22 protein-coding genes are annotated in these 25711 nt (G+C 72.0%); 15 read left to right on the forward strand and 7 right to left on the reverse strand.

All coding sequences use genetic code 11. The features are described 5' to 3' along the window. Nucleotides 1–10: 10 nt before the first annotated feature. Nucleotides 11–3040, reverse strand: coding sequence for a putative bifunctional diguanylate cyclase/phosphodiesterase (locus tag Apa02nite_RS08500; RefSeq protein ID WP_203824568.1), 3030 nt, complete (start codon nucleotides 3038–3040; stop codon nucleotides 11–13). Between the two features lie 85 nt (nucleotides 3041–3125). Here Apa02nite_RS08500 and Apa02nite_RS08505 point away from each other — a divergent pair, with 85 nt between their 5' ends. From Apa02nite_RS08505 to Apa02nite_RS08525, 5 genes are all read left to right on the forward strand, one after another. Then, nucleotides 3126–3752, forward strand: a complete 627-nt coding sequence (locus Apa02nite_RS08505) for a class I SAM-dependent methyltransferase (RefSeq protein ID WP_203824569.1) — start codon at nucleotides 3126–3128, stop codon at nucleotides 3750–3752. 81 nt (nucleotides 3753–3833) lie between these two features. Further along, nucleotides 3834–4724 (forward strand): LysR family transcriptional regulator, encoded by an 891-nt coding sequence (locus Apa02nite_RS08510; protein WP_203824570.1) that lies wholly within the window; start codon nucleotides 3834–3836, stop codon nucleotides 4722–4724. A gap of 246 nt (nucleotides 4725–4970) precedes the next feature. Further along, nucleotides 4971–5960, forward strand: coding sequence for a zinc metalloprotease (locus Apa02nite_RS08515; RefSeq protein WP_203824571.1), 990 nt, complete (start codon nucleotides 4971–4973; stop codon nucleotides 5958–5960). A 14-nt stretch (nucleotides 5961–5974) separates the two neighbouring features. After that, nucleotides 5975–6988 carry a hypothetical protein gene (locus Apa02nite_RS08520; protein ID WP_203824572.1) on the forward strand — a complete coding sequence of 338 codons (1014 nt, stop codon included), beginning with the start codon at nucleotides 5975–5977 and terminating at the stop codon, nucleotides 6986–6988. Nucleotides 6989–7000: 12 nt separating this feature from the next. After that, a complete protein-coding gene (locus tag Apa02nite_RS08525) occupies nucleotides 7001–7717 on the forward strand; it encodes a hypothetical protein (protein ID WP_203824573.1) in 717 nt (238 codons plus the stop codon). Here Apa02nite_RS08525 and Apa02nite_RS08530 read toward each other — a convergent pair. The 4 genes from Apa02nite_RS08530 to Apa02nite_RS08545 all read right to left on the reverse strand — a co-directional run bounded on the left by Apa02nite_RS08530 (nucleotide 7710) and on the right by Apa02nite_RS08545 (nucleotide 11933). Beyond that, entirely contained in the window at nucleotides 7710–8456 is a 747-nt protein-coding gene (locus Apa02nite_RS08530) for an HAD family hydrolase (protein ID WP_203824574.1), read from the reverse strand. The two genes, Apa02nite_RS08525 and Apa02nite_RS08530, sit on opposite strands and share 8 nt — an antisense overlap. Beyond that, the gene (locus Apa02nite_RS08535) at nucleotides 8453–9205 is read right to left on the reverse strand and encodes an ROK family protein (RefSeq protein ID WP_203824575.1); all 753 of its coding nucleotides are present in this window, start codon (nucleotides 9203–9205) and stop codon (nucleotides 8453–8455) included. Before Apa02nite_RS08535 ends, Apa02nite_RS08530 begins: the two co-directional genes overlap by 4 nt. 380 nt (nucleotides 9206–9585) lie before the next feature. Continuing rightward, nucleotides 9586–10344 (reverse strand): dethiobiotin synthase, encoded by a 759-nt coding sequence (gene bioD / locus Apa02nite_RS08540; protein WP_067689664.1) that lies wholly within the window; start codon nucleotides 10342–10344, stop codon nucleotides 9586–9588. Between the two features lie 452 nt (nucleotides 10345–10796). Beyond that, entirely contained in the window at nucleotides 10797–11933 is a 1137-nt protein-coding gene (locus tag Apa02nite_RS08545) for an 8-amino-7-oxononanoate synthase (protein WP_203824576.1), read from the reverse strand. Between the two features lie 84 nt (nucleotides 11934–12017). Between Apa02nite_RS08545 and bioB the strand changes: the two genes are divergently transcribed. Beyond that, nucleotides 12018–13013, forward strand: coding sequence for a biotin synthase BioB (bioB, locus tag Apa02nite_RS08550; RefSeq protein WP_067689658.1), 996 nt, complete (start codon nucleotides 12018–12020; stop codon nucleotides 13011–13013). Further along, on the forward strand, nucleotides 13013–13189 hold the full coding sequence (gene bsaP, locus Apa02nite_RS52545; RefSeq protein WP_444978705.1) for a biotin synthase auxiliary protein BsaP: 177 nt from the start codon (nucleotides 13013–13015) through the stop codon (nucleotides 13187–13189). The genes bioB and bsaP overlap by 1 nt, the downstream gene beginning before the upstream one ends. 78 nt (nucleotides 13190–13267) lie before the next feature. Here bsaP and Apa02nite_RS08555 read toward each other — a convergent pair whose 3' ends face one another. Both Apa02nite_RS08555 and Apa02nite_RS08560 read right to left on the reverse strand, forming a co-directional pair. Then, nucleotides 13268–14314 carry a GNAT family N-acetyltransferase gene (locus Apa02nite_RS08555; protein ID WP_203824577.1) on the reverse strand — a complete coding sequence of 349 codons (1047 nt, stop codon included), beginning with the start codon at nucleotides 14312–14314 and terminating at the stop codon, nucleotides 13268–13270. An 87-nt stretch (nucleotides 14315–14401) separates the two neighbouring features. Beyond that, nucleotides 14402–15112: an ACT domain-containing protein gene (locus tag Apa02nite_RS08560; RefSeq protein WP_203824578.1), complete on the reverse strand. Its 711-nt coding sequence runs from the start codon at nucleotides 15110–15112 to the stop codon at nucleotides 14402–14404. A 348-nt stretch (nucleotides 15113–15460) separates the two neighbouring features. Here Apa02nite_RS08560 and Apa02nite_RS08565 point away from each other — a divergent pair, with 348 nt between their 5' ends. The 8 genes from Apa02nite_RS08565 to Apa02nite_RS08600 all read left to right on the forward strand — a co-directional run bounded on the left by Apa02nite_RS08565 (nucleotide 15461) and on the right by Apa02nite_RS08600 (nucleotide 25702). Beyond that, a complete protein-coding gene (locus tag Apa02nite_RS08565) occupies nucleotides 15461–16183 on the forward strand; it encodes a pyrimidine reductase family protein (RefSeq protein WP_373872870.1) in 723 nt (240 codons plus the stop codon). A gap of 155 nt (nucleotides 16184–16338) precedes the next feature. Next, nucleotides 16339–18087, forward strand: coding sequence for an ATP-binding protein (locus Apa02nite_RS08570; RefSeq protein WP_067689646.1), 1749 nt, complete (start codon nucleotides 16339–16341; stop codon nucleotides 18085–18087). Nucleotides 18088–18109: 22 nt separating this feature from the next. After that, nucleotides 18110–19261 (forward strand): exonuclease SbcCD subunit D, encoded by a 1152-nt coding sequence (locus Apa02nite_RS08575; protein WP_203824580.1) that lies wholly within the window; start codon nucleotides 18110–18112, stop codon nucleotides 19259–19261. Next, a complete protein-coding gene (locus tag Apa02nite_RS08580; RefSeq protein WP_203824581.1) occupies nucleotides 19258–21765 on the forward strand; it encodes an AAA family ATPase in 2508 nt (835 codons plus the stop codon). The genes Apa02nite_RS08575 and Apa02nite_RS08580 overlap by 4 nt, the downstream gene beginning before the upstream one ends. Then, nucleotides 21762–22730, forward strand: a complete 969-nt coding sequence (locus Apa02nite_RS08585) for a hypothetical protein (RefSeq protein ID WP_203824582.1) — start codon at nucleotides 21762–21764, stop codon at nucleotides 22728–22730. Before Apa02nite_RS08580 ends, Apa02nite_RS08585 begins: the two co-directional genes overlap by 4 nt. A gap of 599 nt (nucleotides 22731–23329) precedes the next feature. Beyond that, entirely contained in the window at nucleotides 23330–24010 is a 681-nt protein-coding gene (locus Apa02nite_RS08590) for a sigma-70 family RNA polymerase sigma factor (protein ID WP_067689633.1), read from the forward strand. Further along, complete coding sequence (locus tag Apa02nite_RS08595) at nucleotides 24007–24789, forward strand: zf-HC2 domain-containing protein (protein ID WP_203824583.1); 783 nt, start codon at nucleotides 24007–24009, stop codon at nucleotides 24787–24789. Before Apa02nite_RS08590 ends, Apa02nite_RS08595 begins: the two co-directional genes overlap by 4 nt. Before the next feature lie 226 nt (nucleotides 24790–25015). Then, nucleotides 25016–25702: a COG4315 family predicted lipoprotein gene (locus tag Apa02nite_RS08600; RefSeq protein ID WP_067689625.1), complete on the forward strand. Its 687-nt coding sequence runs from the start codon at nucleotides 25016–25018 to the stop codon at nucleotides 25700–25702. Nucleotides 25703–25711: the final 9 nt, after the last annotated feature.

Genomic DNA, 25711 nt, shown 5'->3' on the forward strand with positions numbered 1-25711 from the left:
CGGCAACCGGTCAGACGGCGACCGACGTGCTGGCGCGCATCCAGGCGAGGACCTCGGTGGGGCCGAGCGGACTGGAGAACAGGAAACCCTGGCCGAGCGGACAGCCCAGTTGCAGCAGCACGTCCCGGTGGGCCACGTCCTCGATCCCCTCGGCCACGATCGTCATCTGCAGGGACCGGGCCAGGCTGATGATCCCGCCGACCAGGGCGAGCGGCTGCGCGCTGACCACGATGTCGTCGATGAACGTCTTGTCGATCTTCACGACGTCGATCGGGCGCTGGCGCAGGTAGCCGAGCGAGGAGTAGCCGGTGCCGAAGTCGTCGATGGCGATCCGGATGCCCATCTCGCGCAGCGTGCCGAGGTCGGCCCAGACCCGCTGCTCGTCGTCCTTCATCAGCAGCGTCTCGGTGATCTCCAGCATCAGCGACTCCGGCGGCACACCGGTGTGGTGCAGCGCGGCGCGCACCTGGTCGACGAAGCCGGGCTCGCGGAACTGGCGGACCGAGACGTTCACGCTCATGTACGGGGCGGGAGCGGGCGCCAGGATCCGCCGCCAGTCGGCGACCGTGCGCAGCGCCTCCTCCAGCACCCAGCGGCCCATCGGCACGATCAGCCCGCTCTCCTCGGCCACCTCGATGAACTGGTCCGGGGTGATCACGCCACGGGTCGGGTGGTGCCAGCGGACCAGTGCCTCGAAGCCGACCGCCGCGCCGGTGGGCAGGTCCACGATCGGCTGGTAGTGCAGCAGGAAGTGGCCCTCGTTGACCGCGTGGTCCAGCGCCGAGCGCAGCTCCAGGCGCTCCACCATCTCGTCGTGCAGGTGCCGCTGGTAGCGCCGCCACTGGTTCTTGCCGGCGCCCTTGGCCACGTAGAGCGCCAGGTCGGCCTGGCGCAGCAGCTCGGCCGAGTCGGTCGCCTCGAGCGTGGTGGTGATGCCGATGCTGGTCATCGCGTACAGCGGCTTGGCGTCGGTGTCGATCGGCGTGCCGAGCGCGGCCAGGATCCGGTTCGCGGTCTCCTCCACCGCGCCCGGGTCGTCGGCGTTCTCGATCAGCGCGGCGAACTCGTCGCCGCCGAGCCGGGCCGCGGTGTCGTCGGCGCGCAGCGAGGCGGCCAGCCGGTGCGCCACCTCGATCAGCAGCTGGTCGCCGATCGCGTGGCCGAGCGTGTCGTTGACGATCTTGAAGTCGTCCAGGTCGATGAAGAGCACGCCGACCACCGAGCCGTCCCGGGCGCTCCGGGCCAGGGCGTGCTCGAGCCGGTCGTGGAAGAGCACCCGGTTGGCCAGGCCGGTCATCGCGTCGTGGAACGCCTGGTGGGTGAGCTCGCGCTCGAGTTTGCGCTGCTCGGTGACGTCCCGCATGGTGATGACCAGGCCGGCCACGCTGGGGTCCGCGCGCAGGTCACGGCAGTGCAGTTCGAGGAGCAACTCGGTACGCCGGACACCCACCGCCCGGAAGTCGAACTGCTGCTGGTCGAACTCGCCGGCCCGGGCCGCGCCCAGCACCCCGGCCAGCCGGTCCCGGTCACCCTCGTGCATCACGTCGGTGACCCGCACCCCGGTCGGGTCGGCCCCGAAGACGCCGAGCGCGGAGGGGCTGGCGTACCGGATCCGGTCGTCGTGATCGACGATGGTGATCACGTCGGCGGTGTTCAGGATCAGCGTCCGGAAGTACATCTCGCTGTTGCGCTGGGCCACCTCGTGACTCAGCGCGACCCGCTCCAGGGCCAGCGCCACCTGCCCGGCCAGCACCTCCACCGACCGCTGCAGCTCGCGCAGCGCCCAGCTCGGCGCGCCCACGTGCAGCACACCGACGAGCGGGTCGCCGGTCGGCCGGTCCGGCAGCACCATCGGGCAGCGCAGCGTCTCGGCGAACTGGGTGAGCCGGACCGAGACCGCCCAGTCCACGTCCCGGGTCTGCACCACCCGGCCCGAGGTGCCGGTGGCCCGGTCCACCGCGGCCTGCGCGGCGGCCTCCGGGGCCGGCTGCTCGGGCTGCGCGATGCTGATCGCCAGCACCACGCCGTGCGGCACGTCGCCGGGCAGCAGCTGGGCCACCGTGGTCCGGACCGCGAGCCCGACCGCCTCGGCGTCGGCCGCCGAGACCAGCGCCGCGGAGGCCTCGCGCAGCGCCCGCTCCCGGGCCAGCGCCTGCCCGTGACTCGTCATGATCCCGGACATCCGGGCCAGCACCAGCATCACCATCAGCAGGCTCAGCGCGGCGACCAGGAACAACCCGGCCACCTGACTGTCCTGGAAGAGCTTGACCATCAGTACGGCCGGCGCGGCCAGCGCGGCGACCGCGAGCAGGGCGAGCCGCCCCCGGCTGGTCTCGGCGGCCGGCACCACCGACGGGCGGGTCAGCTCGGCCATCGACGGGATCAGCGCGGCCATCCCGGCGGTGGCGTACAGCGCGAGCTGCCCGTACGCGGACTCCCGGGCCACGTCGGCGATCAGCATCACGCCGGTGCCGGCGCCCAGCCAGTACCCGGAGGCGACCAGCCGGCCGGGCACCGTGGCCAGCCGGATCAGCAGTCCCAGGCAGAGCAGGTCACCGACCGGCATGGCGAGTTCGGCGCCGGCGCTGAAGTCGCCGTCCAGCTGCGGGCCGACCACGAACGTCCAGATCAGCAGCGCCACCCCGGACGTGACGATCAGCGCGTCGAGCAGACCGGGCACGTCCCGGGACGCGCCGGTGCGCCGGGCCACGAACCCGGCCAGCGCGAACGCCAGCACCGGGTAGGAGATCAGCAGCAGCGCGACGCCGGCCGAGTCCAGCCAGACCAGCCACTGGGTGAGGAACGCGGGCGCCGAGGCGAGCGCGCCACCGAGCCCGGAGAGCAGGGCCGCGCCGGAGAGCAGCCACCACGGCACCCGGTCGTCCGGCTGGCTGCGGTACGTGCCGAGCAGCACGGCGCCGGACGCGGACAGGCCGCCGATCAGGCAGAGCCAGCCGTGCAGGGCGGGTTCCAGGCCAAACACCACGCCGAGGACCACGATCCAGGCGCCGAAGAGGGCGGCCGGCCACCGCGTGGGCATCCCGCTGCCTCCCCGACCTCGATCCGCTGCGACGTACTGATCGGCCCCGGGATCACGGATCTGAGCGAAAGGGCACAATCGTCTGGTGCTCCTCGAGTTCGTACGCGCCCACACCGTGCTCGCACCGGTCCCGTTCGTCCCGGAGATCGACCTCCGGCAGGCCGAGGAGCCGATCGCGCTCTGGGAGGCCACCGAGGCGGCCGGGCCTGAGCAGCCACCGCCGTTCTGGGCGTTCGCCTGGGCCGGCGGGCAGGCGCTGGCCCGGCACATCCTGGACGACCCGGAGCTGGTCGCCGGGCGCAGCGTGCTCGACCTGGCCACCGGCTCCGGCCTGGTGGCGGTCGCCGCGGCGAAGGCAGGTGCCCGGCCGGTGACCGCGAACGACATCGACCCGCTGTCGCTGGCGGCCGCCGCGGCCAACGCCGAGGACAACCGGGTCGAGGTGCGCACCGTCGAGGCCGACCTGCTGGACACCGACGACCGGTACGGGGTGATCCTGGCCGGTGACGTCTTCTACAGCCGGGAGATGGCCGGGCGGGTGCTGCCGTACCTGCGCCGGGCGGCCGGCCGGGGCTCGCTGGTGCTGGTCGGTGACCCGGGCCGGGCCTATCTGCCGACGGGGCTGCTGAAGCGGGCCACGTACGACGTACCGGTCTCGAAGGCGCTGGAGAGCGTCGACGTCCGCCGGACCACCGTTTGGCAGGTTGTCTGACCTTTTGCTGGCATTTCGCCTGTCAGATTCCCGACAGCGCTCCGGTGCCTCCGTCGCTTTGGCTGGACCCGGGGTACCGCCATGGAATTGCGCCAGCTCAAAATGTTCGCCGCCCTCGCGGAGGAATTGCATTTCGGCCGGGCCGCCGCCCGGGAACGGGTCGCCCAGTCCGGGCTGAGTCAGAGCCTGAAACGGCTGGAACGCGAGCTGGACGTCGTCCTGATCGAGCGGGACACCCACCACGTGCACCTGACCCCGGCCGGCCGGGCGTTCCTGGCCGAGACCCGCCGCGTCCTGCTGCACCTCGACCGGGCCTCGGCCGCCGCGCAACGGGCCGCCCGGCCGGTGCGCCGGCTGCGCGCCGGGATCGTCGACGCCAGCTACGAGTCGATGCCGTGCATCCTGCGCCGGCTCGAGGAGCAGCACCCGGACCTCGAGGTGCACACCGTCGAGGCGGGCGCCTGGGAACAGTTCGACCTGCTCCTGGACGGGGTGCTGGACGTGGCGGTGGGCCGGGCCACGATGGCGCCGGTCGGCATCGCCGCCGAACTGCTGCGCCTCGACCCGATGGGCGTGCTGATGCTGCCCGGGCACCGGTTCGCCGAGTTGCCCGCGGTGCCGGTCGGCCGGCTCGAAGGAGAGCCGCTGCTGATGGCGGAACGACGCCGGACCGCCGACCTGCGCCGGTTCATCACCGACCTGTGCCGGTCGGTGGGGTTCCCGCCGACGTTCTACCGCGGGACCGTGGAGAGCGTGAACGCCGGCGCCGACCTGGTCCGCCGGGGCCGCTGCCTGCTCTGCGCGCCGGCCTCGTGCCTGCCGGAGCCGTCCGGGCTGGCCTGGCGGCCGCTCTCGGCGCCGGCCGCGCCGTACCCGTGGTCGGTGCTCTGGCGCGAGGGCGACCCGTCGCCGATGGTCGGCTCGGTGCTGGCCTGCGCCCGAGCCCTGTCGCGCGACCGCGGGTGGCTGTGACCTCCGGTTATCACGCCCGCTGATGAGCCGTGCGGGAATCGGTACTTTCCGGCCGCCGCACCCTTTCGTTAACTGGACCGGTGCCCAGCCGGCCAGAAGGCGAACCGGTGGAGGCGACTCCCGGATTCCAGGCCTGGATCGCGCGGTTCCGCACCGTCCGCGTGGACGGTGAACCGCTCTGGGTCGTCGGGGGCGACCAACTCCGGGACCACGCTCAGATGACAGATCTGTTCAGGAGGCTCCACCATGCCGAAGACACCGAGCGGGAAGGGCGGTAAACGACCGTCCCGGAAGTCCCCGGAGCCGGAGCCGGCCGGCGAGGACATCCAGGTCTACGACCTGGACGATCTCGAAACCCCGGTGATGACCACACCGCGGGACATGCCGGTTCCGGAACCGGCGAGCAAGCGTCCCGCGCGCCAGAAGACCACCAGCGGACCGCCATCGGTCTGGGTCGACGGCGAGGCGTTCCACCGGGTCGAGGGCGACATCCTGCTCGACGAGGACCAGTTCCACATCTACCGGGAGGCGCAGCGGGTCCTGCAGGGGCACCGGGAGACCACCCTGCTGTTCGAGAAGGCCGGGCTGCAGACCGCTCAGGTGCACCAGTACGGTGCCGCGACCAGCGCGCTGGTCGGCATCGTGGACGGCGGCAAGCTGGTGCGCTGGGCGCCCGGCACGGTCCTGCGCTACTGCGTGCTGCGCCAGACGTTCCCCGAGCACGAGTGGTACACCGAGATCGTCGAGAACATGCTCCGGGCCACCGAGGACTGGGCCGCGGTCTGCGGGGTGGACTTCGAGTACGTGAAGAAGGCCGACGACAGCGACAGCCTGCGTCCGCCGGGGGTGGTCTTCCCGGTCCGGCACATCGACACCGGCGGGACGTTCATCGCCGCGGCGTTCTTCCCCAACGACCCGGTCAGCCGGCGCCGGGTCCTGATCGACCCCTCCTACTTCAGCACCACCGGGTACAACCGCGTCGGCGTGCTGCGGCACGAGCTGGGCCACGTGCTCGGCTTCCGGCACGAGCACACCCGGTCCGGCGCGCCGCAGGTCTGCCCGGACGAGGACATGACCGGCACGTTCGACCTGACCGCGTACGACCCGCACTCGGTCATGCACTACTTCTGCGGCGGTGTCGGCTCGCGGGCCCTGGCGATCACCGAGGTGGACCGCGCCGGTTCGCAGTTCCTCTACGGCCCGCCCCTGAACCGCTTCCAGCTCCTGAAGCCCTGAAAGGTTGATCAGAGATGACCACCATCAGCGAGACCAGCACTCCGGCGACCACCGACAGCCAAACCTCGGCGCCAACCTCGGCCGCCCCGGCTCAGCGCCGCAGCTACCTGCCGGCCAAGTCGACCGACCGCCGCCCGGTGACCGACCCCGAGGCGACCCTGCGCGAGCAGCTCGACGACCAGCGCTACCTGGACATGCGCACCGACATGGGCCTGCAGTACGTCGACGGCCTGCGGATCCCCAGCTACGGCGACATGTCCGTACCCGGATACCGGATGGTGCCGGTGAACGTGGCCCGCGAGTACGGCCTGGCCGGGCTCACCGAGGGCGAGGACCCCCTGGAGGAGATCGAGATCGACGAGCCGACCACCGAACCGGTCGGCGCCGTCGACGGCAACAGCGTGCCCACCTTCGTCGAGGGCATCAGGGGCCAGCACCTGTTCGACATCCTGAACGCCACCCTGCTCGCCCAGCTCGCGGCGAACGCGAAGTTCGACCGGGAGCAGGACCCGATCAACTGGACCCGGTTCTACGGGAAGGTGCTGGAGAACGTCGGCTTCGTCGTACCGGAGTTCTCGTTCTTCGGGCTGCGCTCGAGGGACGCCCGGTTCAGCATGGACCAGGCCGTACTCAAGGTGATCGCGGCGATCCTGACGCCGACCCAGGTCGAGCTCGCCAAGGCGTCCTTCGACGCCCTGCAGAGCCTGCGCTCGGACGACCGGCGGCTGCAGATCTTCCGCCGTAACTCCAGCGACAACCGGTCCGGCAACTTCCAGATCAGCTCGGTCGGCGAGAGCAAGGCCGGGATCGTGTCCCTGAAGCTGAACGCGTTCTTCTTCAAGACCGACGAGCAGGTCACCGACGTGCTCTGGTTCAAGTTCCGCAGCGCCAGCACCACGTTGCAGGCGACCCGGACCACCCTGGTGCTCAACGACCAGGTGTACGACCGGCTCCGGCAGTCCATCCTCGACAAGCTCGGCAACCGCGGCCTGAACTTCATCGGCGGCCTCGAGCTGTCCGACGTCTGAGGCGGCGTACCCATGTCCGACCTGCGCTCCTTCGTCCGTGACCTCGACATCGGCCCGGTCCTGGACGGGTCGGTCGACCTGGACGGCCCCGCGGCTTCGGCCGCGGTGGTCTCCGGGTGCGTGGCGGTGTTCTCCGCCGCCACCTCCACCGCGCACAAGCGGGACGTGCTGCAGTGCCTGCTGCTCGCGCAGCTGGCCGCGAACGCCAAGGCCGACCGGCACCGGGACGCCACCACCTGGTACGGCACGTACCAGAAGACCCTGGAGCAGGTCGGCTGGGTGGTGTCGGCGAGCAGCCGGTCCAGCCGGTTCCGGGCGTCCACCGCGCACTTCACCATCGGCGACGTGGCCGCCGACTCGTTCAAGGAACGCAACGAGCCGGGTGAGACGGCCGCGGTCGCCGGGGCGTTCCAGTCCTTCGCCGCGAACCCGGGGCTGGCCGCGAACCTGGTGTTCGAGTGCCCGAGTCACTCCGGCGGGATCGGCAACCTCCAGGTCGCACTGGCCGACGAGGTGGCGAACGGCACCGTCGGCCTGCAGGTGCTGGGCGTGACCTTCGAGACCCCGGAGTACGTCGCGCGCCTGGTCACGCACGACTTCGGGGAACAAGCCAAGATCCAGGTGTCGTACACCGCGTCCACGTTGAACGAACAGACGTTCGGCAAGGTGCGTGCCGCGATCGACAAGAAGCTGGCGGGCCGGTTCGACGCGTCGGTGGCGGTCATCTAGACCCGCCCGCCTCCTGCAAGATCAATTGGGCCAGGGCGTGGCCGTCCTCGACGGTCACGTCCGGTTCCGGGCTGAGCACCGGGTCGTCCGGGTCGACCCGGCCGGACGGCATCAGGACGGCCCGGCCCACGTCGGCGCGCCGGGCGCAGGCCACGTCCCGGCGCCGGCTGTCCCCGACGAACCAGCACCCGGACGGCGGCACCCCGAGCGCGTCGGTGGCGTTCCAGATCATCTGCGGGTTGGGTTTGCGGACACCGGCCTCGTCGCTGTAGACCTGCACCGCGAACAGGTGCCCGACCCCGGCCTTCGCCAGGAAGTCCCGGTGCGCGGCCCCGCACAGCGTGTTGCTGACCACGGCCAGCGGAACCCCGGCCGCGGTGTACGCCGCCAGCGCCTCCGGGATGCCCGGCCGCAGCTCCCAGTCGTCGCGCCAGGCCCAGTCGTAGCTGAGCTTGGCCACCGCGCCCCGGACCGGCACCTGCGCGGCCGGCGGCCAGCCCCGGATCACGAACCGTTCCCAGACCTCGGCCTGCGGCAACTCGTCCGGCCAGTCCTCGTCCCGCCACCGGGAGTAGGCCTCGGCGCCGTCGGTGAGGCCCCGCTGGATCTCGCCCGGTTGCAGCGCGCCCCGGACCAGGTTGAAGATCCGCAGCACCAGCTCGGGCGGGGCGATCCGCCGGGAGTCGCGGGCATCCGCGAGCACCCCGCCGAAGTCCAGCAGCAGCGCGGCCGGGATCATCGCTGCCCCAGCGTCCAGGCGCGCACCCCGCCGACGATGCCGGCCGTGTTCGGCACCACCACCACGTCGTCACCCATCCGGGCGAGCTGCGCCGCGGTGATCAGCCGGGAGTTGCCGCCGCCCAGATAGACCCGGTCCCAGAGGAAGACCGGCCGGAACCCGTCGATCACGTTGCGGACCCGGCGGGACCAGAGCGCGTCACCGAGCCGGCGGCGCTCGTGCTCACCGATGTAGGTGTCGTAGGACATCCCCCAGCGCACCGGGGCCTGGGACATCTCCAGGTGCGGGGCCAGCTCGCCGCCGTCGAAGAGCGCACAGCCCAGCCCGGTCCCGAGGGTCAGCACCAGCTCGCAGCCGGTGCCGGCGACCACACCGGCGCCGTGCACCTCGGCGTCGTTGAGCACCAGCGTGGGCAGCCCGAACTCCTCGGCCAGCGCGGTCCGCGCGTCGAACCCGCGCCACGCCTCGAGCAGCTCCGGGTCCACTTTGGTGCGTGGCCCGCTCCTGGTCACGTAGTGCGGCGTCGCCACCACCACCCCGTGCCGGATCATGCCGGGCATCCCGACCGTGACCCGATCCGCGTTCGGCAGCTGCTCGGCGAGCGCGACGAGCGTCTTCACGAACAGGTCAGGCGGCAGAGGATAGGGCGTGGGCACCCGGATCGGGTGGGCCCGCATGGTGCCCGCCTCGTCCAGCACCGAACCCTTGATCCCGCCGCCGCCGCAGTCGATCGTCAGCGTGAAAGCCACCCGGCCAGTCTGCACGCGAACCACCTCCCCGCACCGCAATTGTGCCGGGACACACCCGCCTTCGGCCTTTCATTTTTTCGGTACGCATACGGAGCGCCTGTCCGCAGGCTACGAGCCGAGTCCCGCCCGTGAGGCCGCCGCGAGACCGCAGCCACCCCCGACCGCGACGCGCCTCCCGACCCGCAACAGCCCTTGCGTGGGGAGTTGCGGCGCGCTCCGCACCCAAAATCCCCACACACGAACCACCACAACCCTACGTGGGGAGTTGCGGCGCGCTGCGCACCCAAAGTCCCCACACACGAACCGCCACAGCCTTGCGTGGGGAGTTACGGCGCGCTCCGCACCCAAAGTCCCCACGCGGGGGTCGCTACGGCGGAGGGTCAGTTGGACTCTTCGGCCCAGACCCGCCAGTTGTCGAGGACGCCGTGCAGGGCCGGGGTGAGCCAGCCCGGGGCGGAGCGGCGGAAGACGCCCGGGTCCATCGTTCCGGCGCCGGACGGCAGGGCGCCGACCAGGTGCGGGACCAGGTCGCTGAGGTTGGCCCAGTGGACGAGTTCGGGGTCGGCGGGCCAGGCGCCGAGGATCACCTTGGCGGAGACGCCACGGCGGGCCAGGGCTTCCAGAGTGAGCGCGGTGTGGTTCAGCGTGCCGAGGCCGGCCCGGGCGACCACCAGGACGTTCGCGCCCAGCGCGGTGGCCAGGTCGGCGAAGGTCCAGGCGTCGCCGGACGGGCGGAGACCCATCGGCACCAGGAGGCCGCCCGCGCCCTCGACCAGGACCAGGTCGTGCTTGTCGGCTTCGGCGCGGATCGCGTCGACCACGTCGTAGAGCTCCAGCGGCGGCAGCTCGGCGACCCGGGCGGCGGCCAGCGGGGCGAGGGGTTCGGGGTATTCGGCAAGGGTGCGGACCGTGTCCGGGCCGGCCAGCCGGGTGATCACCTCGGCGTCGGTCGGTGCACCGGTGATCGTGCCGGTCTGACCGGGTTTGATCACCGCGACGCGCAGGCCGGCGGACTGTGCCACGGAGGCCACCGCGGCGGTGGTGATGGTCTTGCCGACCTCGGTGTCGGTGCCGGTCACCAGGACGATCCCGTGCCACTCGATCGGGTCGGCGATCCGGCGCGGAGCCGGTCCCTCCATCGGGGACTCTTCGACCGCCGCGGGCTCGGCACCCGGTGAAGCGGACGGCGGGTCAGACCCGGCACCCGGCGAAGCGGACGGCGGGTCAGACCCGGCACCCGGCGAAGCGGGCGACGGCTCGGACCCGGCGGCGGGCGGCGCGGTGCCGGCGGAACCAACGGCCCCTGGCGCAGACCCCGCGGAATCCGGCGAACCGGAGGCGGCGGAGGGGTCGGCCGGGGCGGCGGGCTCAGGGTCGGCGGGCGGCGCGGTCACACCCTGCGACGGTACGCCAACACCCCGCCCCGCGTCCCCGAGGTGTCCACCCCCGTGCGCGTACAGCGGGTCGTCCGGGTCGAGCTCCCGCGCCGGTGGTGTGCCGGGCAGGCCGTGCCCGCCGCTGCGCCAGCCCCGTGGCAGCGGGGTCACCGCCACACCCGAGTAGGAGGGGACGGTCCGGGGCTGTTGGGCGTTCACGGGGCGCACTCCACGATCACGTTCAGAGCCCGGGCGAAGTCCGCCTCGGGCACACCCGCGTTGACGGTCAGCCGCAGGCGGGAGCTGCCGTCCGGGGTCGACGGCGGGCGGAAGCAGCCGACCGCCACGCCCCGGTCCCGGCAGTCCGCGGCCCAGGCGAGCGCGGCCTCCGGGCCCGGCGCCGGCACCGAGAGCACCCCGGCGGCCGGGTCGGTGACCACGAAGCCGGCCGCGCGCAGGCGGGTGGCGATCCGGGCGCCGCGCTCGAACAGGATCGCCCGGCGGTCGCCGGCTGCCCGGGCGACCCCGATCGCGGCGTGCACCCCGGCCACCACGGACGGCGGCGGGGCGGTGTCGTAGATGAAGGTGCGACCGGTGTCGATCAGGTGCCGGATCACCGGCTGGGCGCCGGCGACCACCCCGCCGGCGCCGCCCAGCGACTTGGAGAGCGTCGCGGTGACCAGCACGTCGGGCTGCCCGGCCAGGCCGGCCGCCACGACGCCGCCGGCGCCGGACGGGCCGAGCAGGCCGAGCGCGTGCGCGTCGTCGACGATCAGCAGCGCGCCGCGGGCCGAGGTGACCGCGTGCAGCTCGGCGAGCGGGGCCAGGTCGCCGTCGACGGAGAAGACCGACTCGGTGACCACGGCGGCGGTCCGGCCCGGGTGCGCGTCCAGGATCGCGGCGACGGCGGCCGGGTCGTTGTGCGGGGCGACCACCACCGGCAGGCCGGCGAGTTTGCAGCCGTCGATCAGCGACGCGTGGTTGAACGCGTCGGACACCACCAGGTCGCAGACCGCGGCGGCGGCCCGGAGCACGGCCAGGTTGGCCAGGTAGCCCGAGGAGAAGACCAGGGCGCCGGCCGCGCCGAGCCAACCGGCCAGTGCGGACTCCAGCGCGGCGTGCGCGTCGGTGCTGCCGCGGACCAGGCGCGATCCGGTGGCTCCCAGCCCGTACGCGTCAAGGGCCTGCCTGGCCGCGGCGACCACCGCAGGATGATCAGCAAGCCCCAAGTAGTCGTTTCCGGCCAGGTCGACGACCTGGTCGCCGGCCGGTCGCGGCCGCAACTGACGGGTGAGCCCCGCCTTGGCCCGCTCACGGGCCAGGCGATCGAGCGACCCCAACCAGTCCGCCAAAACGCCCCCAGAGATCACGAGAACCGGAAACTACCACTCCCCACCGACAGTCCTGCCGAGCCGGGAACTCTGTAGGGTACGGACATGTCTCAGATCCTCGACCGGGCCCGTGCCCGGGTCCTCGCCGACGGCGTCGGCCTAGACCAGGCCGAGATCCTGGAGATCCTGCGTCTTCCCGACGAGGCCCTCCCCGAGCTCTTGCAGCTGGCCCACGACGTGCGGATCAAGTGGTGCGGCCCGGAGGTCGAGGTCGAGGGGATCATCTCGCTGAAGACCGGCGGATGCCCGGAGGACTGCCACTTCTGCTCGCAGTCCGGCCTGTTCTCGTCACCGGTGCGTGCCATCTGGCTGGACATCCCGTCCCTGGTGGAGGCCGCGAAACAGACCGCGGCGACCGGCGCCACCGAGTTCTGCATCGTGGCCGCGGTGCGCGGGCCGGACAAGCGGCTGATGGAGCAGATGCGCGCCGGGGTGAAGGCGATCAAGGAAGCGGTCGACATCCAGGTCGCCGCGAGCCTCGGCATGCTCACCCAGGAGCAGGTGGACGAGCTCGTCGAGATGGGCGTGCACCGGTACAACCACAACCTGGAGACCTGCCAGTCGCACTTCCCGAACGTGGTGACCACCCATTCGTGGGAGGAGCGCTGGTCCACGCTGAAGATGGTCCGCGAGTCCGGCATGGAGGTCTGCTGCGGCGGCATCCTCGGCCTGGGCGAGTCGATCGAGCAGCGCGCCGAGTTCGCCGCGCAGCTGGCCGAGCTCGACCCGCACGAGGTCCCGCTGAACTTCCTCAACCCCCGGCCCGGCACGCCGCTCGGTGACCAGCCGGTGGTGGAGGGCAAGGACGCGCTGCGCGCGATCGCCGCCTTCCGGTTGGCGATGCCCAAGACCATTCTTCGGTACGCCGGTGGGCGCGAGATCACGCTCGGCGACCTGGGTACGCGGGAGGGCCTGCTCGGCGGCATCAACGCGGTGATCGTCGGCAATTACCTGACCACGCTGGGCCGCCCGGCGACCGCCGACCTGGAGCTGCTGCAGGACCTGAAGATGCCGGTCAAGTCCCTGTCGGCGACGTTCTGATGTTCTGCGATCGGTGCGGGCTCCCCGCCGCCGAGGGTGCTCACGCGGAGTGTGCCGCGGCGCGCGAGCTGGAGCCGCCGCGGTACTGCCCGGACTGCCGGCGCCGGATGAAGGTGCAGGTCGTGCCGACCGGCTGGACGGCGTCGTGCGTCGAGCACGGCACCCGGAAGGGCTGAGTTTCCGGGCGACGGCGGGCTGAGTTCTTCTGGGTGACGGCGGGCCTGAACCAGTACCCGCCGCCACCCGATCACCCGCTACCCGGAGGTTGCGGGAGTCTCGTCGCTCACCGGCTGACCGGCGGCCGGCAGGGTCACGCTGACCAGCGCGCCGTCGCGGTCCATCGGGCCGTGGCCGAGCCGGCGCAGGGTGCGCAGCATCGCCACGTTGTCCGCGCCGGTGTGTGCCACCAGCGCGGCGAACCCGCCCCGCTCGGCGTGCGCGCGCAGCCGGCGCAGCAGTGCGGTGCCCAGGCCACGGCGCTGCCAGACGTCCTCGACCAGCACCGCCACCTCGCCCAGGTCGCCCTCGGCGAGCAGGCTGGCCATCGCCACCACCCGGCCGTTCGGCGCGATCGCGAGCAGGGTCACCCCGCCGGCCGGTTCGAGCAGGCGGCGCAGCCGGGTCTCGCCGGGCTGCCCGCCGCTGAGGTAGCGCCGGCGCAGGGTCAGCGCGGAGCAGTTCCCGTGCAGCTCACGGACGCCGGCCAGGTCCTCGGCCCCGGCCGGGCGGACGGTCACCTCGGCGCCGTCCGGCAGCATCAGGGCCACGTTCTCCCGCTGGTGGCGGGTGACCGAGGCGGCCAGCTCGACGAGGGCCTGCGCCCGGGCGTACTCCGCGGGAGTGAACGCGGGCAGGGCGCGGAGCACCTCGTAGGAACCGCCGGCCGGGTCGGCCAGGGTCATCCGGCCGCCGTGCACGCCGGGCTGGTCGACCGAGGGCCGCGGGCGCCAGCGCACGTCGGTCGCGTCGAGCAGGGCCCGCAGGGTCTCGCCCAGCGCTTCCGGCTCGTGCACCAGCCGACCGGCCAGGGCCAGCGCGCGGGTCGGCTGATCGGCCAGGCCCTGCGCCTCGGCGCGAGCCACGAACGCGTCCCGGCCGCGGCCCTTGTAGACCGCGGCCAGCAGATCGGACTCGGTCATCGTGTCCGGAGTGTCGACCAGGAAGTCGTCGACCGCGCCGCCCTCGGTGGTGTGCACCTGGACGGCGAGGATGTTGACTGATTTCAGGGCGAGACTCGCGGTCAGCACGGACAGGTAGCCGGGACGGTCGTCAACCGTCGCCCGGATCCGCCACAACGCCATGCGGGGCACTCCTTTCCTCTACCTCAAGAGTGCCCCACCGTTGTTGCGTTGATATTGCTTGAGCTGGGCTTTCTGCCGTTGCGACGATCACACCTGGGACGCGGTGGCGGGCGTCACGGAGTCCAGCCGGTCGCCGAGGATCACCGCCGCGGCACGCACCAGCTGAGCCACCCGGTCGACCTCGGTGACGTGGAACGCGGCCGCCTGCAGGTCGTCCTCGTCGGTGCGGGCGACCACCAGGACCAGGCCGCCGCGGCCGAACGGGGCGACCGCGTACCGCGGGCCACCCGGCTCGATCATCGGACGGGCCCGGAGCGGGGTGACCTCCGGCAGGTGCAGCGGGGACGGGGCGCGCCAGCTCGCGTACGCCACGGTGGGCTCGTTGCCCACGCCGTTGGCGCCGTTGCGGGAGGCCCAGTCGGCCGGGACCACCGCGGCGGCGGCCCAGTCCGCGGCGAGCAACCCGGGCATCGCGTCGACCAGGGTGGCCAGGCCGTCGGCCGGGTTCGCCGCCACCTGGGCGAGCAGCTCGGCGTCGTGACCGCCGTTGATCGGGGCGCCGATCGCCTTCCACACGCCGTCGACCTGGACCCCGGGGATCGCGGCCAGCCCGGCGAGGAGGCGTTCCACACGGGCCGCACCTGGCCAGACGACGGTGAAGTCGTCGATGGCCCGGCCGCCGAGTCGTTCCAGCACCACGACCTGGACGATGTCCGCGCCGGCCACACCCAGGGTGCGCGCGACCTGGCCGAGGGCGCCGGGACGGTCCGGCAGGGTGACTCGAACCCGCAGCAACATGAAACTCCTCCCGTCGCGGACGGCCGGTGACGCCGCCCTGCTGGACACCCTGCCCATCCGGCGTTTCCGACCGATTGCACGGCCGTGTCCCGGCCGTCAAGCCGAGCCGGATATGCCAGATTTCACAACTCAGAGTAAGCAGTCTGGGGTTCGACCCGGCGATTCGCTGTCGGGTGTCGGACAGCCCGTTTTCCGGGTACGTCCCTCCGAGCGGCCCCCTAGAGTCGAAGGCATGATTTGCGAGCCTTGCCGGGAGCACCAGCACGGGGAGTGCAAGGGCGGGTCGTGGTGCGACTGCCAGCACCGCGACCCCGAGCCGACCCCGCCGGTGACCGGTCCGCCCGGCGAGTGAGCACCCTCCCGGACACCCTCCCGGACACCCTCCCGGACACCCAGGCGGGCCTGGTCGAGCGCTATCCGCGCACCCCGGGCCCGACCCTGCGGGTCAACTTCATCGCCAGCGCCGACGGCGCGGTCGCGGTCGAGGGCCTGTCCGCCGGGTTGCAGGGCCCGGGCGACAAGGAGGTCTTCGACACCCTCCGGATGGTCTGCGACGGCCTGATCGTCGCGGCCGGCACGGTCCGCGCCGAGCGCTACGACGCGTTGCGCCTGACTCCCGGTGCCCGCGCCTGGCGGGTGACCAACGGGCTGCCCGAGTTCCCGCTCATGGTGATCGTCTCCGGCTCGCTCGCGCTGGACCCGGCTCAACTGATCTTCTCGGACGCGCCGATCCGTCCGATCGTGCTCACCCACCACGCGGCGCCGGCCTCGCCGATCGCCGAGGTGGCCGAGGTGATCCCGGTGGGCGACCGCGCGGTCGACCTGGCCGCCGGGGTGCGGCTGCTGCACGAGCGCGGCGCGACCCAGCTGCTCTGCGAGGGCGGCCCGGCACTGCTCGGCTCGATGATCGCCGCGGATCTGGTCGACGAGCTGTGCCTCACCGTCGCGCCGCTGCTGGTCGGCGGCCGGGCCGGCCGGATCTCCGCGGGGCCGCCGACGCCGCCGCGCCCGATGTCGCTGCGGCACGCACTGACCCGGGACGACATGCTTTTCCTTCGGTACGGGCGGTAGCCCCGGCCGGTCTCTGCCAATCGATCGTCCCCGGGGGCGCGCCTGCCCGACTCGATCAAGATCTTGTGCATAACTCTGTGGATGAACACCAGAACTTGTGGAAAACCCGAACGGGTGGAGATCCGACGGGCATTTTGTCGTACCTCTGAGGCACCATGATCGGCGTGTCTGACGAAACTTCCCCTGTCGGGCGGGTGCTAGGCACTGCCGACGCGACCCCGCTCCAGTTCTGGACGGCTGTCGCCCCGGGCAGTTACCTGCAACTCGACGACGTCGTGGTGACCAAGCGCGACCTGCCGGACCGCGAACCGGTCACCATCGCCGGGGTGGTCACCCAGGTCCGGGCCCGGCACGAGGGGGCCCAGTTCGACTCGGACGTGTTCGCCATCGCCGACGGCACGCTGCCGGCCATGGTCCAGGAGGCCGCCGAGATCACCACGACCCGCGTCGACCCGGAGCTGTACGTGCCGCCCGCCCCGGGCGCGGTCGTGCACCGGGCCACCGGCGCGGCCCGCGACGCCGCGCTGCACTTCGACCGGATGGAGCGGCGGGTCCCGATGGGCACCGGCCGCGACGGCGTGCCGGTCTATCTCAACGCGGACTTCCTCGACGGCACCCGGGGCGCCCACGTCTCGATCTCCGGCATCTCCGGCGTGGCCACCAAGACCAGCTTCGCGACGTTCCTGCTCTACTCGGTGTTCCGATCCGGGCAGCTGGGTGCCGACGGCGCCAACGCCCGCGCGCTGATCTTCAATGTCAAGGGCGAGGACCTGCTCTTCCTGGACCACCCGAACACCAAGCTCGACGACAACACCCGCGCGGCGTACAAACTGCTCGACCTGCCCGCCCAGCCCTTCTCCGACGTGCGCGTCTACGCACCGCCGCGGGCCGGCGACTCGTCCGGCTCCCCCGACGTGAGCAGCCGGCTGACCGGTGTCGACGCGTTCTACTGGACGCTCGAGGAGTTCTGCTCCGGCAAGCTGCTGCCGTACGTGTTCGCCGACTCCGACGACGAGCGCCAGCAGTACACGATGGTGGTCCACTCGGTCACCGCCCACCTGCACCGGTTCGCGGTGCCGGCCGAGGGCGGGATCAGCATCGACGGCCGCCGGATCGGGTCGTACGGCGATCTCGTCGACCACATCGTCGACCAGCTCACCGACGACGAGACCCGGTCGATCTGGGCGGGCAGCGCGGTCAACATGGGCACCGTCAACGCGTTCGCCCGCCGCATGATCAACAGCAAGCGCGACCTGTCCCGGCTGATCCGCGGTGACCTGGCCCAGCGCCGCCCGCACCAGATCAAGACCGCGGACAGCGCCCAGGTGACCGTCGTCGACCTGCACAACCTGCCGGACCGCGCGCAGCGGTTCGTGGTCGGCGTGACGCTCAAGACCGAGTTCGAGGAGAAGGAGAAGTCCGGCACCGGCCGCCCACTGCTCTTCGTCGTCCTCGACGAGCTGAACAAGTACGCACCGCGCGAGGGCTCCTCCCCGATCAAGGAGGTGCTGCTGGACATCGCCGAGCGCGGCCGGTCCCTGGGCGTGATCCTGATCGGCGCGCAGCAGACCGCCAGCGAGGTGGAGCGCCGGATCGTCACGAACTCGGCGATCCGGGTGGTCGGCCGGCTCGACCCGGCCGAGGCGTCGAGGCCGGAGTACGGCTTCCTGCCCCCGGCCATGCGCCAGCGCGCCCTGCTGGCCCGGCCCGGCACGATGTTCGTCAACCAGCCGGACATCCCGGTCCCGCTCTGCGTCGAGTTCCCGTTCCCGGCCTGGGCCACCCGCAAGTCCGAGTCCGGTCCCCCGCCGGTCGAGACGCTGCGTTCGATAGTCCAGGGCGCCGATCCGTTCGCCGTCATCGGCGGCCGGGCCGGTGGCGACGACGACGACATTCCGTTCTGATCTTCGAGGCTAAGGTTTCGCGATGCGCATCCTCCACACCTCCGACTGGCACGTCGGAAAGGTTCTCAAGGGCCGGAACCGCTTCGAGGAGCACACCCGGGTGCTCGCCCAGGTGATCGAGATAGCCCGGGCCGAGAAACCGGACCTGGTGATCGTCGCCGGCGACCTCTACGACACCGCCGCGCCGACCGCGGACGCCACCCGGCTGGTCACCCGGGCGCTGTCCGCGCTCCGGCAGACCGGCGCGCGGGTGGTGGCGATCGGCGGCAACCACGACAACGGCCAGGCCCTGGACGCGCTGCGGCCGTGGGCCGACGCGGCCGGCATCGAGCTGCGCGGCTCGGTCCGGGACAACCTCAACGATCTCCTGATCGAGGGGACCACCGAGGGCGGCGAACGCTGGCGCGTGGTCGCGTTGCCGTTCCTCTCCCAGCGGTTCGCGGTCCGGGCCGCCGAGATGTACGAGCTGACCGAGGCCGAGGCGCACCAGACCTACGCCGACCTGATGGCCCGGCTGCTCGCCAAGCTCAGCGAGCCGTTCGCCGAGCCCGGCGTGGTCAACCTGGTCACCGCCCACCTGACCATGGTCGGCGCGAGTGCCGGCGGCGGCGAGCGCGAGGCGCACACCATCATGGGGTACGCGGTGCCGGCCACCGTCTTCCCGCCGAACGCGCACTACGTCGCCCTCGGTCACCTGCACCGCGCCCAGCGGGTGATCGCACCGTGCCCGACCCGGTACAGCGGCAGCCCGCTCGCGATCGACTTCGGCGAGGAGGAGAACGTCTGCTCGGTGGCGATCGTCGACGTCTCGGTGGACAAGGCCGCTCAGGTCCGGGACGTGCCGGTCACCTCGGCGCTGACCCTGCGCACGGTCCGCGGCACCCTCGAACAGCTCGCCACGGTGAACCTTCCGGATGCCTGGCTGCGTGTCCTGGTGCGCGAGGCACCCCGCCCCGGCCTGCGCGAGGACGTGCAGGAGATGCTGCCGAACGCCCTGGAGGTCCGCATCGACCCCGACATGCTGCCCGAGCGCTCGGGTGCCCGATCGGCGGAACGCGCCGGTCGCTCCCCGCGTGAGCTCTTCGGCGACTACCTGGACAGCCGCGGCAACGCCGAGGACGGCGTCCGCGAACTCTTCGACGCGCTGTACGACGAGGTGAGCAGCACCCAATGAGGCCCATCAGGCTGGACATGTCCGGTTTCACGGTGTTCCGTGACCAGACCACCGTGGACTTCACCGACGCCGACTACTTCGCGCTGGTCGGCCCGACCGGCTCGGGCAAGTCGACGGTGCTGGACGCGATCTGCTTCGTCCTCTACGGCCAGGTCCCGCGCTGGGGCGGCGCCCGGGGCATCGTCAACGCGCTCGCGCCGTCCGCGGTCGAGGCCCGGGTCCGGCTGGTCTTCGAGTCGGCCGGCGACCGGTACGTGGCGACCCGGGTGGTCCGGCGCGACGGCCGGGGCAACGTCAAGACGTCCGGCGCCGGTCTGCAGCTGATGCCGGCCGGTTTCGACGTGTCGAAGCTGGACACCGGGATGGACCTGGCCGACCTCGGCGAGGTGCTGGCCGGCGTCCCGGCCGAGATGGACGAGGCGGTGCAGGCCGCGGTCGGCCTGCCGTACGAGCAGTTCACCAGCTGCGTGATCTTGCCGCAGGGCCAGTTCGCCGACTTCCTGCACGCCAAGCCGGCCACCCGGCAGCAGATCCTGATCAACCTGCTGGGCCTGCAGATGTACGAGCGGGTGCAGGTCCGGGCGGCCGAGCGCGGCAAGACCGCCGACGCCAAGCTGACCGTTGTCGATCAGTCACTGGCCGCCCTGGAGGACGCCACCGACGAGGCGGTCGAGTCGGCCGCCGAGCACCTGGCCCGGATGCGCGAGCTGACCGGAGCGGTGGAGGCCGCGGTGCCCGGACTGCGGGCCGCCCGGGCCGAGGAGGAGGCCGCTCGGGGCACCCGGGACACCCTCGACGCAGAGCTCGGGCTGCTGTCGTCCGTGCGTACCCCCAAGGGTCTTGCCGAAGCGACCGGTGCGATCACCGCGGCCCGGACCACCGCGGAGCAGGCCGCCGAGGCGGTGCACGAGGCCGAGGAGGCCGAGGAGAAGGTCCGCGGCGAGCTGACCGCGGCCGGTGACGCCGGGTCGCTGCGCCTGGCCCTGGACCGGCACACCGAGCTGGACCGGCTCACCGAGCAGGAGGGCTGGTTCGCCGGCAAGGTCTCGGTCGCCGAGGTGGAGTGCCGGGACGCGCGGGCCTCCGCCGACCTGGCCGAGTCCGAGCACACCGGCGCCCAGCAGCTGCTGGAGCAGGCCCGGCAGGACTACCGGGACGCGCAGCAGCGGGACCGGGCCAGCGCCCTGCGCGGGCACCTGGTCGCCGGGCACGACTGCCCGGTCTGCGAGCAGAAGGTGACCGTGGTGCCGCAGGTGCCGCGCGAGTCGTCGGTGCGGCTGGCCGAGGCGGCCGGCAACGCCGCCCGTGAGGCCGCCGAGCAGGCCACCGCGCGTTTCCAGCAGCGCGACGCGGTGGCCCGCAACCTGGAGAGCGACCTGGAGCGCAAACGCGGCCAGTACGAACACCACCTGACCCGGCTCGCCGAGGTGCGCAAGGCCGTGCAGGGGCTGCCCGGGGTGGAGGCGATCCAGCAGCGGCTCGCCGAGTTCACCCGGCTGCAGGGCCGGCTGGAGGACGCCACCGCCGCGGTCCGCTCGGCCCGCGACCGGCTGCGCGCCGCGCAGACCGGGGTCCGCACCGCCGAGGAGCAGCAGCGCACCGCGTGGCGCACGTTCGACGCGGTACGCGACGGGCTGGCCCGGTTCGTGCCGCCGCCGGCCGACCGGGACGACCTGGCCGGCGCCTGGTCGTCGCTCGTCGACTGGGCGCGGGCCGAGCACGCCTCCCGGGCCACCGCGCGGGCGGCGGCCGAGGGCTCGGTGACCGCGGCGCACCAGGCCACCGCCGGGGCGCACGCGGCGATCGTGGCGCTGTTCACCGCGGCCGAGGTGCAGCCGCCGGCCACGCCACCGACGGTCACCGCCGACGCCGAGGCCACCCTGATCCGGGCGGCCGCGGTCACCGCGGAACGCGCCGAGGCGGCCTGGCAGCGGATGACCGAGCGGTTCGAGCAGGCTCGAGAGCAGCAGGACCAGCGGATGGTGCTGCAGCAGGAGAGCCGGGTGGCGAAGTCGCTCGCCGGGCACCTGCGGGCCAACAACTTCGAGCGCTGGCTGCTCGAGGAGGCCCTGGACCTGCTGGTCGACGGCGCGTCCGGGATCCTGCGCGAGCTCACCGGCGGGCAGTACGAGCTGATGCACGACAAGGGCGAGTTCTTCGTGGTCGACCACCACGACGCGGGCCTGCGCCGGGGCGTGCGCACGCTCTCCGGCGGCGAGACGTTCCAGGCGTCCCTGGCCCTCGCGCTGGCCCTCTCCGAGCAGCTCGCCGGGATGAGCACCACCGCGGCCAGCCTGGAGTCGATCGTGCTGGACGAGGGCTTCGGCACCCTGGACGCGGCGACGCTCGACGTGGTCGCGGCGACGCTGGAGAACCTGGCGGCCCGCGGCGACCGGATGGTCGGTCTGGTCACCCACGTGCACGCGCTGGCCGAGCGGGTGCCGGTCCGCTTCGAGGTGCACAAGGACGCGCGAACCGCGTACGTGGAGAGGGTCGGCCTGTGACACGGATGTTCGTCGACGCGTGGGACCCCTCCTACGGGACGTCGTTCGAGGGCGGTGACCCGGAGGGGCCGGCCTCGCCGTCGAGCGCCCAGGTGGACACGGATGTCGAGGTGCCGGCCGCCGAGTGGGCGCCGATCGGGGTGCCGCCCGGCGCCCGCCCGCCGGACGTGGTGTTCCTGGTCGACGGGGTGCGGCGCAACGACGCCGGACTGTGGACGGCCGAGGAGGACGGCACCTCCTATCCCGGGCTGGCCGCGTCGTACGCCGCCGGGGTGGTCCGCTGCGACCTGGCCCGGGGCGCCGCCGAGCTGGTCGGCGCCCGGGTCGGCCGGGGCCTGTTCACCGCCAGCCCGAGCGCCGGGGACCTGCAGGCCGGCACGGTCCGCTACCAGGTCCACCGGATCAGCGGGACCGGCGAGGCGAGCAAGCTGCCGCCCGCCGTGCAGGCGCCGCTCACCGCGCTGGAGATCGACATCTCGAGCGCGGCCCGGGACGGCGGCTCGGACGGCGCCGACCTGTTGATCGTGGACGGTCCGCTGCGCAACCGGCGGCAGCTGCCCCGCACCATCGGGTACATCAAGACCCAGCAGAAGCAGTACCTGCCGGCCGCGCTGACCACTGTGGTGACCACGCTGAAGCCCGGCGAGCGGACCCCGGTCTTCCACCTCGGCACGGTCTGGGGCGGCTGGTCGTGGTACCTGCGACTGCCCGGGGCGACCGGGGCGCCGTGGTCCGGGATCGTCCGGGTGGAGTGCTCGCCGGATCTGACCGTGGACCAGGCCGTCGAGCTGGCCGGGTTGTCGTCGGCGACGCTGCCGAGGTTCGCGTCGGCGTCGTACAAGGATCCGCGGGCGCCGCAGAACCTGGTGCCGATCGCCGGCCTGGAGCGCCGGTTGCGCGGAATGCTCGGCGACGCGCGGGTGCTGCACCGCGCGCTCGCTCTGGCGACCGCCCGCACGCGCTGACTCTTCCGGCATGCGGGCACCCATCTCACTTATCGGGACGGGTGCCCGTATACCGGAACAAGTGACCCGGTTGTGCGAATTTGATCGAATTCTGCGGTCACTCGATCGGGTCTTTCCCGAATGACCACACAGCGGGCGAACAGGTAAACAGCCGCTTACAAGACCGATAGGCGCGCGAGCAGCAAGATCAGAAAATGGGAGCGCTCCCCACCGGGTGTCGCCCGAAAGGGTCCAAGAGATAACCGGGCATCCTCCGAACGGCCCGCGGACCCCGTCATTCACCACACATTACTCATCCGTGCACACCCAGCGGAATCGGTTGTTCACGGAGCGAGATCACGCTCTCCCGGACCCCGAGAATTATTTCCAGAGGCATGTCTCGGGCCCGATGTCACTGAGTATCATTCCGCCTTACCTGGCGTCCGAATCGGCGTAGATCAATCCCCCCATGATCCGCGGCCCGGCACGCCCTCGATCGTCACCACCTGCGGAGGACCCTTGAGACCGAGTGTCCCGGAAATTCTCGAGCCAGCTTTGATCCCAGCCGGGCATCCCAGCCGTATCTCAGGCGACGGGGAAGTGTCCGGGTGGAGGTATCGATGCATGCGGTGGCCGAGAAGCGGCTCACGCCGGAGAGGGTGCGTGTGATGGCGCGACACTCCGGAAGTAGGTGGCAAGCACTCGACGGAGGCCGTGGTGATGCCCAGGATGACGGTTCGGTGATCCCCCGACAGTCGGCTCGGCACGAAGCGCCGAAGACCGGTGCGAGCCACGAGGACACTCTCGTCAAGCTGCTGTACGAGGAGCACGCCGGCCCCCTGCTGATGTTCGTCCTCCGGCTGACCGGCGGTGACCGCCAGCGGGCCGAGGACATCGTGCAGGAGACCCTGCTGCGGGCCTGGCGCAACGCCCACCGGCTCGGCGCACAGGGCCAGCAGTCGCTGCGCCCGTGGCTGGTCACGGTGGCCCGGCGGATCGCCATCGACGAGCACCGCAGCGCCAACGCCCGACCGGCCGAGACGTACGACCGCGAGCTGGAGAGCTTCCCCAGCACCGCGGACGACACCGATCGCGTGCTGCAGTCCATGACGGTGTCGGATGCGCTCCGCCAGCTGAGTCATTCCCACCGGGAGATCCTGATCGAGACGTACTTCCGGGGCCGTACCGTGCCCGAGGCGGCCGAGCAGCTCAACCTTCCGTTGGGTACCGCGAAGTCCCGGGTGTATTACGCTCTGCGTGCGCTGCGTACCGCTCTGCAGCAGCGGGGGGTGACATCATGACCCAGGAAGATCACTACGACGTCGCGTCGTACGCGCTGGGCGTGCTCGGCGACCACGACGCGTCACGCTTCGAGGACCACCTGATCGAGTGCCCGCAGTGCGCCTTCGAGCTGGAGTCCTTCGTACAGGTGGCGGACGTCCTCGCCGACGTCGACGCGGAAGCGCTGCTGGCCGCGGAGAAGGCGGAGCAGGACGGCGCGCTGCTGAACAAGATGATCCGCGAGGTGCGCACCGACCGGCGCAAGGCGAACAGCCGCCGGCTGTACTCGCTCGCCGCTGCGGTGGTCGTCTTCGCCATGCTGTCGATCGGCGCGCTCTTCGCCGGCGGCAAGTGGCTCGGCACCGACGCCACCACTCCGGGCAACGGCAACCAGGTCGCCCAGCGGGACAGCCGCCAGCTCGACCCGCTGCCGGACAGCGACGGCGTCGGCATCGGCGGCACCCAGCTTCCCGGCCAGAACTACGACGGCACCGACTCCCGGACCGGAGTGAGCGCCGCCGTGGGCCTGGAGAAGAAGGACTGGGGCACCCAGATCTCCTTCGCGGTCTCCAACCTCAAGGGACCGAAGACCTGTGGTCTGGTCCTGGTGCGCACCGACGGCACGTCCGAGCGGGTGGCCACCTGGACGATCGGCGACAAGGGCTGGGGCACCGCGGCCAACCCGGCCCCGCTGATGCTGCAGGCGGTGACCGGCACGGCACGGGAGGACATCGCCCACGTGCAGGTCCAGGAACTCACCGCCAACGGGACCGGCGAGACGCTTATCAGCGTTCCGTAATCGTACGAACACTAAAAGGGTCCAGCCGGTATCGGCTGGGCCCTTTTTCGCCGTGTGAGCCTTTCCCATACGTACGCGGCCGGGCGCAGGGTTCAAACAAAAATTCCCCAATTTGATCGAGCCGAATATTCATCCGCCACCGCACGGGTCCCGTACTACTGCGCGGAAATGGCAGAGGGTTTCGATCAGCTGGAGGGGCCACGTGGTTCCGGAGAAGCGTAAGTTGATGGTCGTCAGCGCAGCGCTGGCGGCAGTGTTTGCACTGCCCGGCTGCGCTCCCGCCGGATACGACCCGGCTGACTACGGCAACGCCGCTGAACCTGCCGCGGCCGACGTCGCCGCCACCCCGGGTGCGGAAGCGACCGACGGTGCGGTCGACCCGAACGTCGCACCGACCACCGAGGCCACCGGCCCGGCCGAGGCGGGTGACGCCAACGCCGCCGAGGTCAGCGACGACCTGGTGACCAAGTCACTCACCGGCACGTCGGTGGCGAAGATGGGCAAGGTCGTCGAGGACCAGGACGGCTTCGTGCTCTACCGGTTCGACAGCGACGGCGACGACCCGTCGAAGTCCAACTGCAACGGCGAGTGCGCGAAGATCTGGCCGCCCGCGACCACGAACGACGGCGAGCCGACCCTCAAGGGCGTCAGCGCCAGCCTGGTCGGCACGGTCACCCGCGCGGACGGCACGAAGCAGCTCACCCTCAAGGGCTGGCCGCTCTACCGCTACGTCGGCGACAAGAAGCCGGGGCAGTGGAAGGGCCAGAACGTCAACGGCAAGTGGTTCGTGATCACGCCGACCGGCACCAAGAACCTCACCTGCCTCCCCAAGATCTCGAAGCCGGTGGCTCCGCCCGCGGACGCGACCGGCGGCGACGCCGGTGGCGACTCCGGCAGCGACTACAGCTACTGAGGTTGGAGT

Source organism: Actinoplanes palleronii, assembly GCF_016862315.1.
In the GTDB taxonomy this organism is placed as follows: Bacteria; Actinomycetota; Actinomycetes; order Mycobacteriales; family Micromonosporaceae; genus Actinoplanes; species Actinoplanes palleronii.

Bases quoted from the DNA above. Each gene is read 5' to 3' on its own strand.
- Apa02nite_RS08600 (WP_067689625.1), top strand. From the start codon at position 25,016: ATGGTCGTCAGCGCAGCGCTGGCGGCAGTGTTTGCACTGCCCGGCTGC.
- Apa02nite_RS08515 (WP_203824571.1), top strand. From the start codon at position 4,971: ATGCCGAAGACACCGAGCGGGAAGGGCGGTAAACGACCGTCCCGGAAG.
- Apa02nite_RS08590 (WP_067689633.1), top strand. From the start codon at position 23,330: ATGCATGCGGTGGCCGAGAAGCGGCTCACGCCGGAGAGGGTGCGTGTG.
- Apa02nite_RS08595 (WP_203824583.1), top strand. From the start codon at position 24,007: ATGACCCAGGAAGATCACTACGACGTCGCGTCGTACGCGCTGGGCGTG.
- Apa02nite_RS08570 (WP_067689646.1), top strand. From the start codon at position 16,339: ATGATCGGCGTGTCTGACGAAACTTCCCCTGTCGGGCGGGTGCTAGGC.
- Apa02nite_RS08520 (WP_203824572.1), top strand. From the start codon at position 5,975: ATGACCACCATCAGCGAGACCAGCACTCCGGCGACCACCGACAGCCAA.
- Apa02nite_RS08580 (WP_203824581.1), top strand. From the start codon at position 19,258: ATGAGGCCCATCAGGCTGGACATGTCCGGTTTCACGGTGTTCCGTGAC.
- bsaP (WP_444978705.1), top strand. From the start codon at position 13,013: ATGTTCTGCGATCGGTGCGGGCTCCCCGCCGCCGAGGGTGCTCACGCG.
- Apa02nite_RS08500 (WP_203824568.1), bottom strand. From the start codon at position 3,040: ATGCCCACGCGGTGGCCGGCCGCCCTCTTCGGCGCCTGGATCGTGGTC.
- bioB (WP_067689658.1), top strand. From the start codon at position 12,018: ATGTCTCAGATCCTCGACCGGGCCCGTGCCCGGGTCCTCGCCGACGGC.
- Apa02nite_RS08560 (WP_203824578.1), bottom strand. From the start codon at position 15,112: ATGTTGCTGCGGGTTCGAGTCACCCTGCCGGACCGTCCCGGCGCCCTC.
- Apa02nite_RS08555 (WP_203824577.1), bottom strand. From the start codon at position 14,314: ATGGCGTTGTGGCGGATCCGGGCGACGGTTGACGACCGTCCCGGCTAC.
- Apa02nite_RS08525 (WP_203824573.1), top strand. From the start codon at position 7,001: ATGTCCGACCTGCGCTCCTTCGTCCGTGACCTCGACATCGGCCCGGTC.
- Apa02nite_RS08575 (WP_203824580.1), top strand. From the start codon at position 18,110: ATGCGCATCCTCCACACCTCCGACTGGCACGTCGGAAAGGTTCTCAAG.
- Apa02nite_RS08530 (WP_203824574.1), bottom strand. From the start codon at position 8,456: ATGATCCCGGCCGCGCTGCTGCTGGACTTCGGCGGGGTGCTCGCGGAT.
- Apa02nite_RS08510 (WP_203824570.1), top strand. From the start codon at position 3,834: ATGGAATTGCGCCAGCTCAAAATGTTCGCCGCCCTCGCGGAGGAATTG.
- bioD (WP_067689664.1), bottom strand. From the start codon at position 10,344: ATGGAGGGACCGGCTCCGCGCCGGATCGCCGACCCGATCGAGTGGCAC.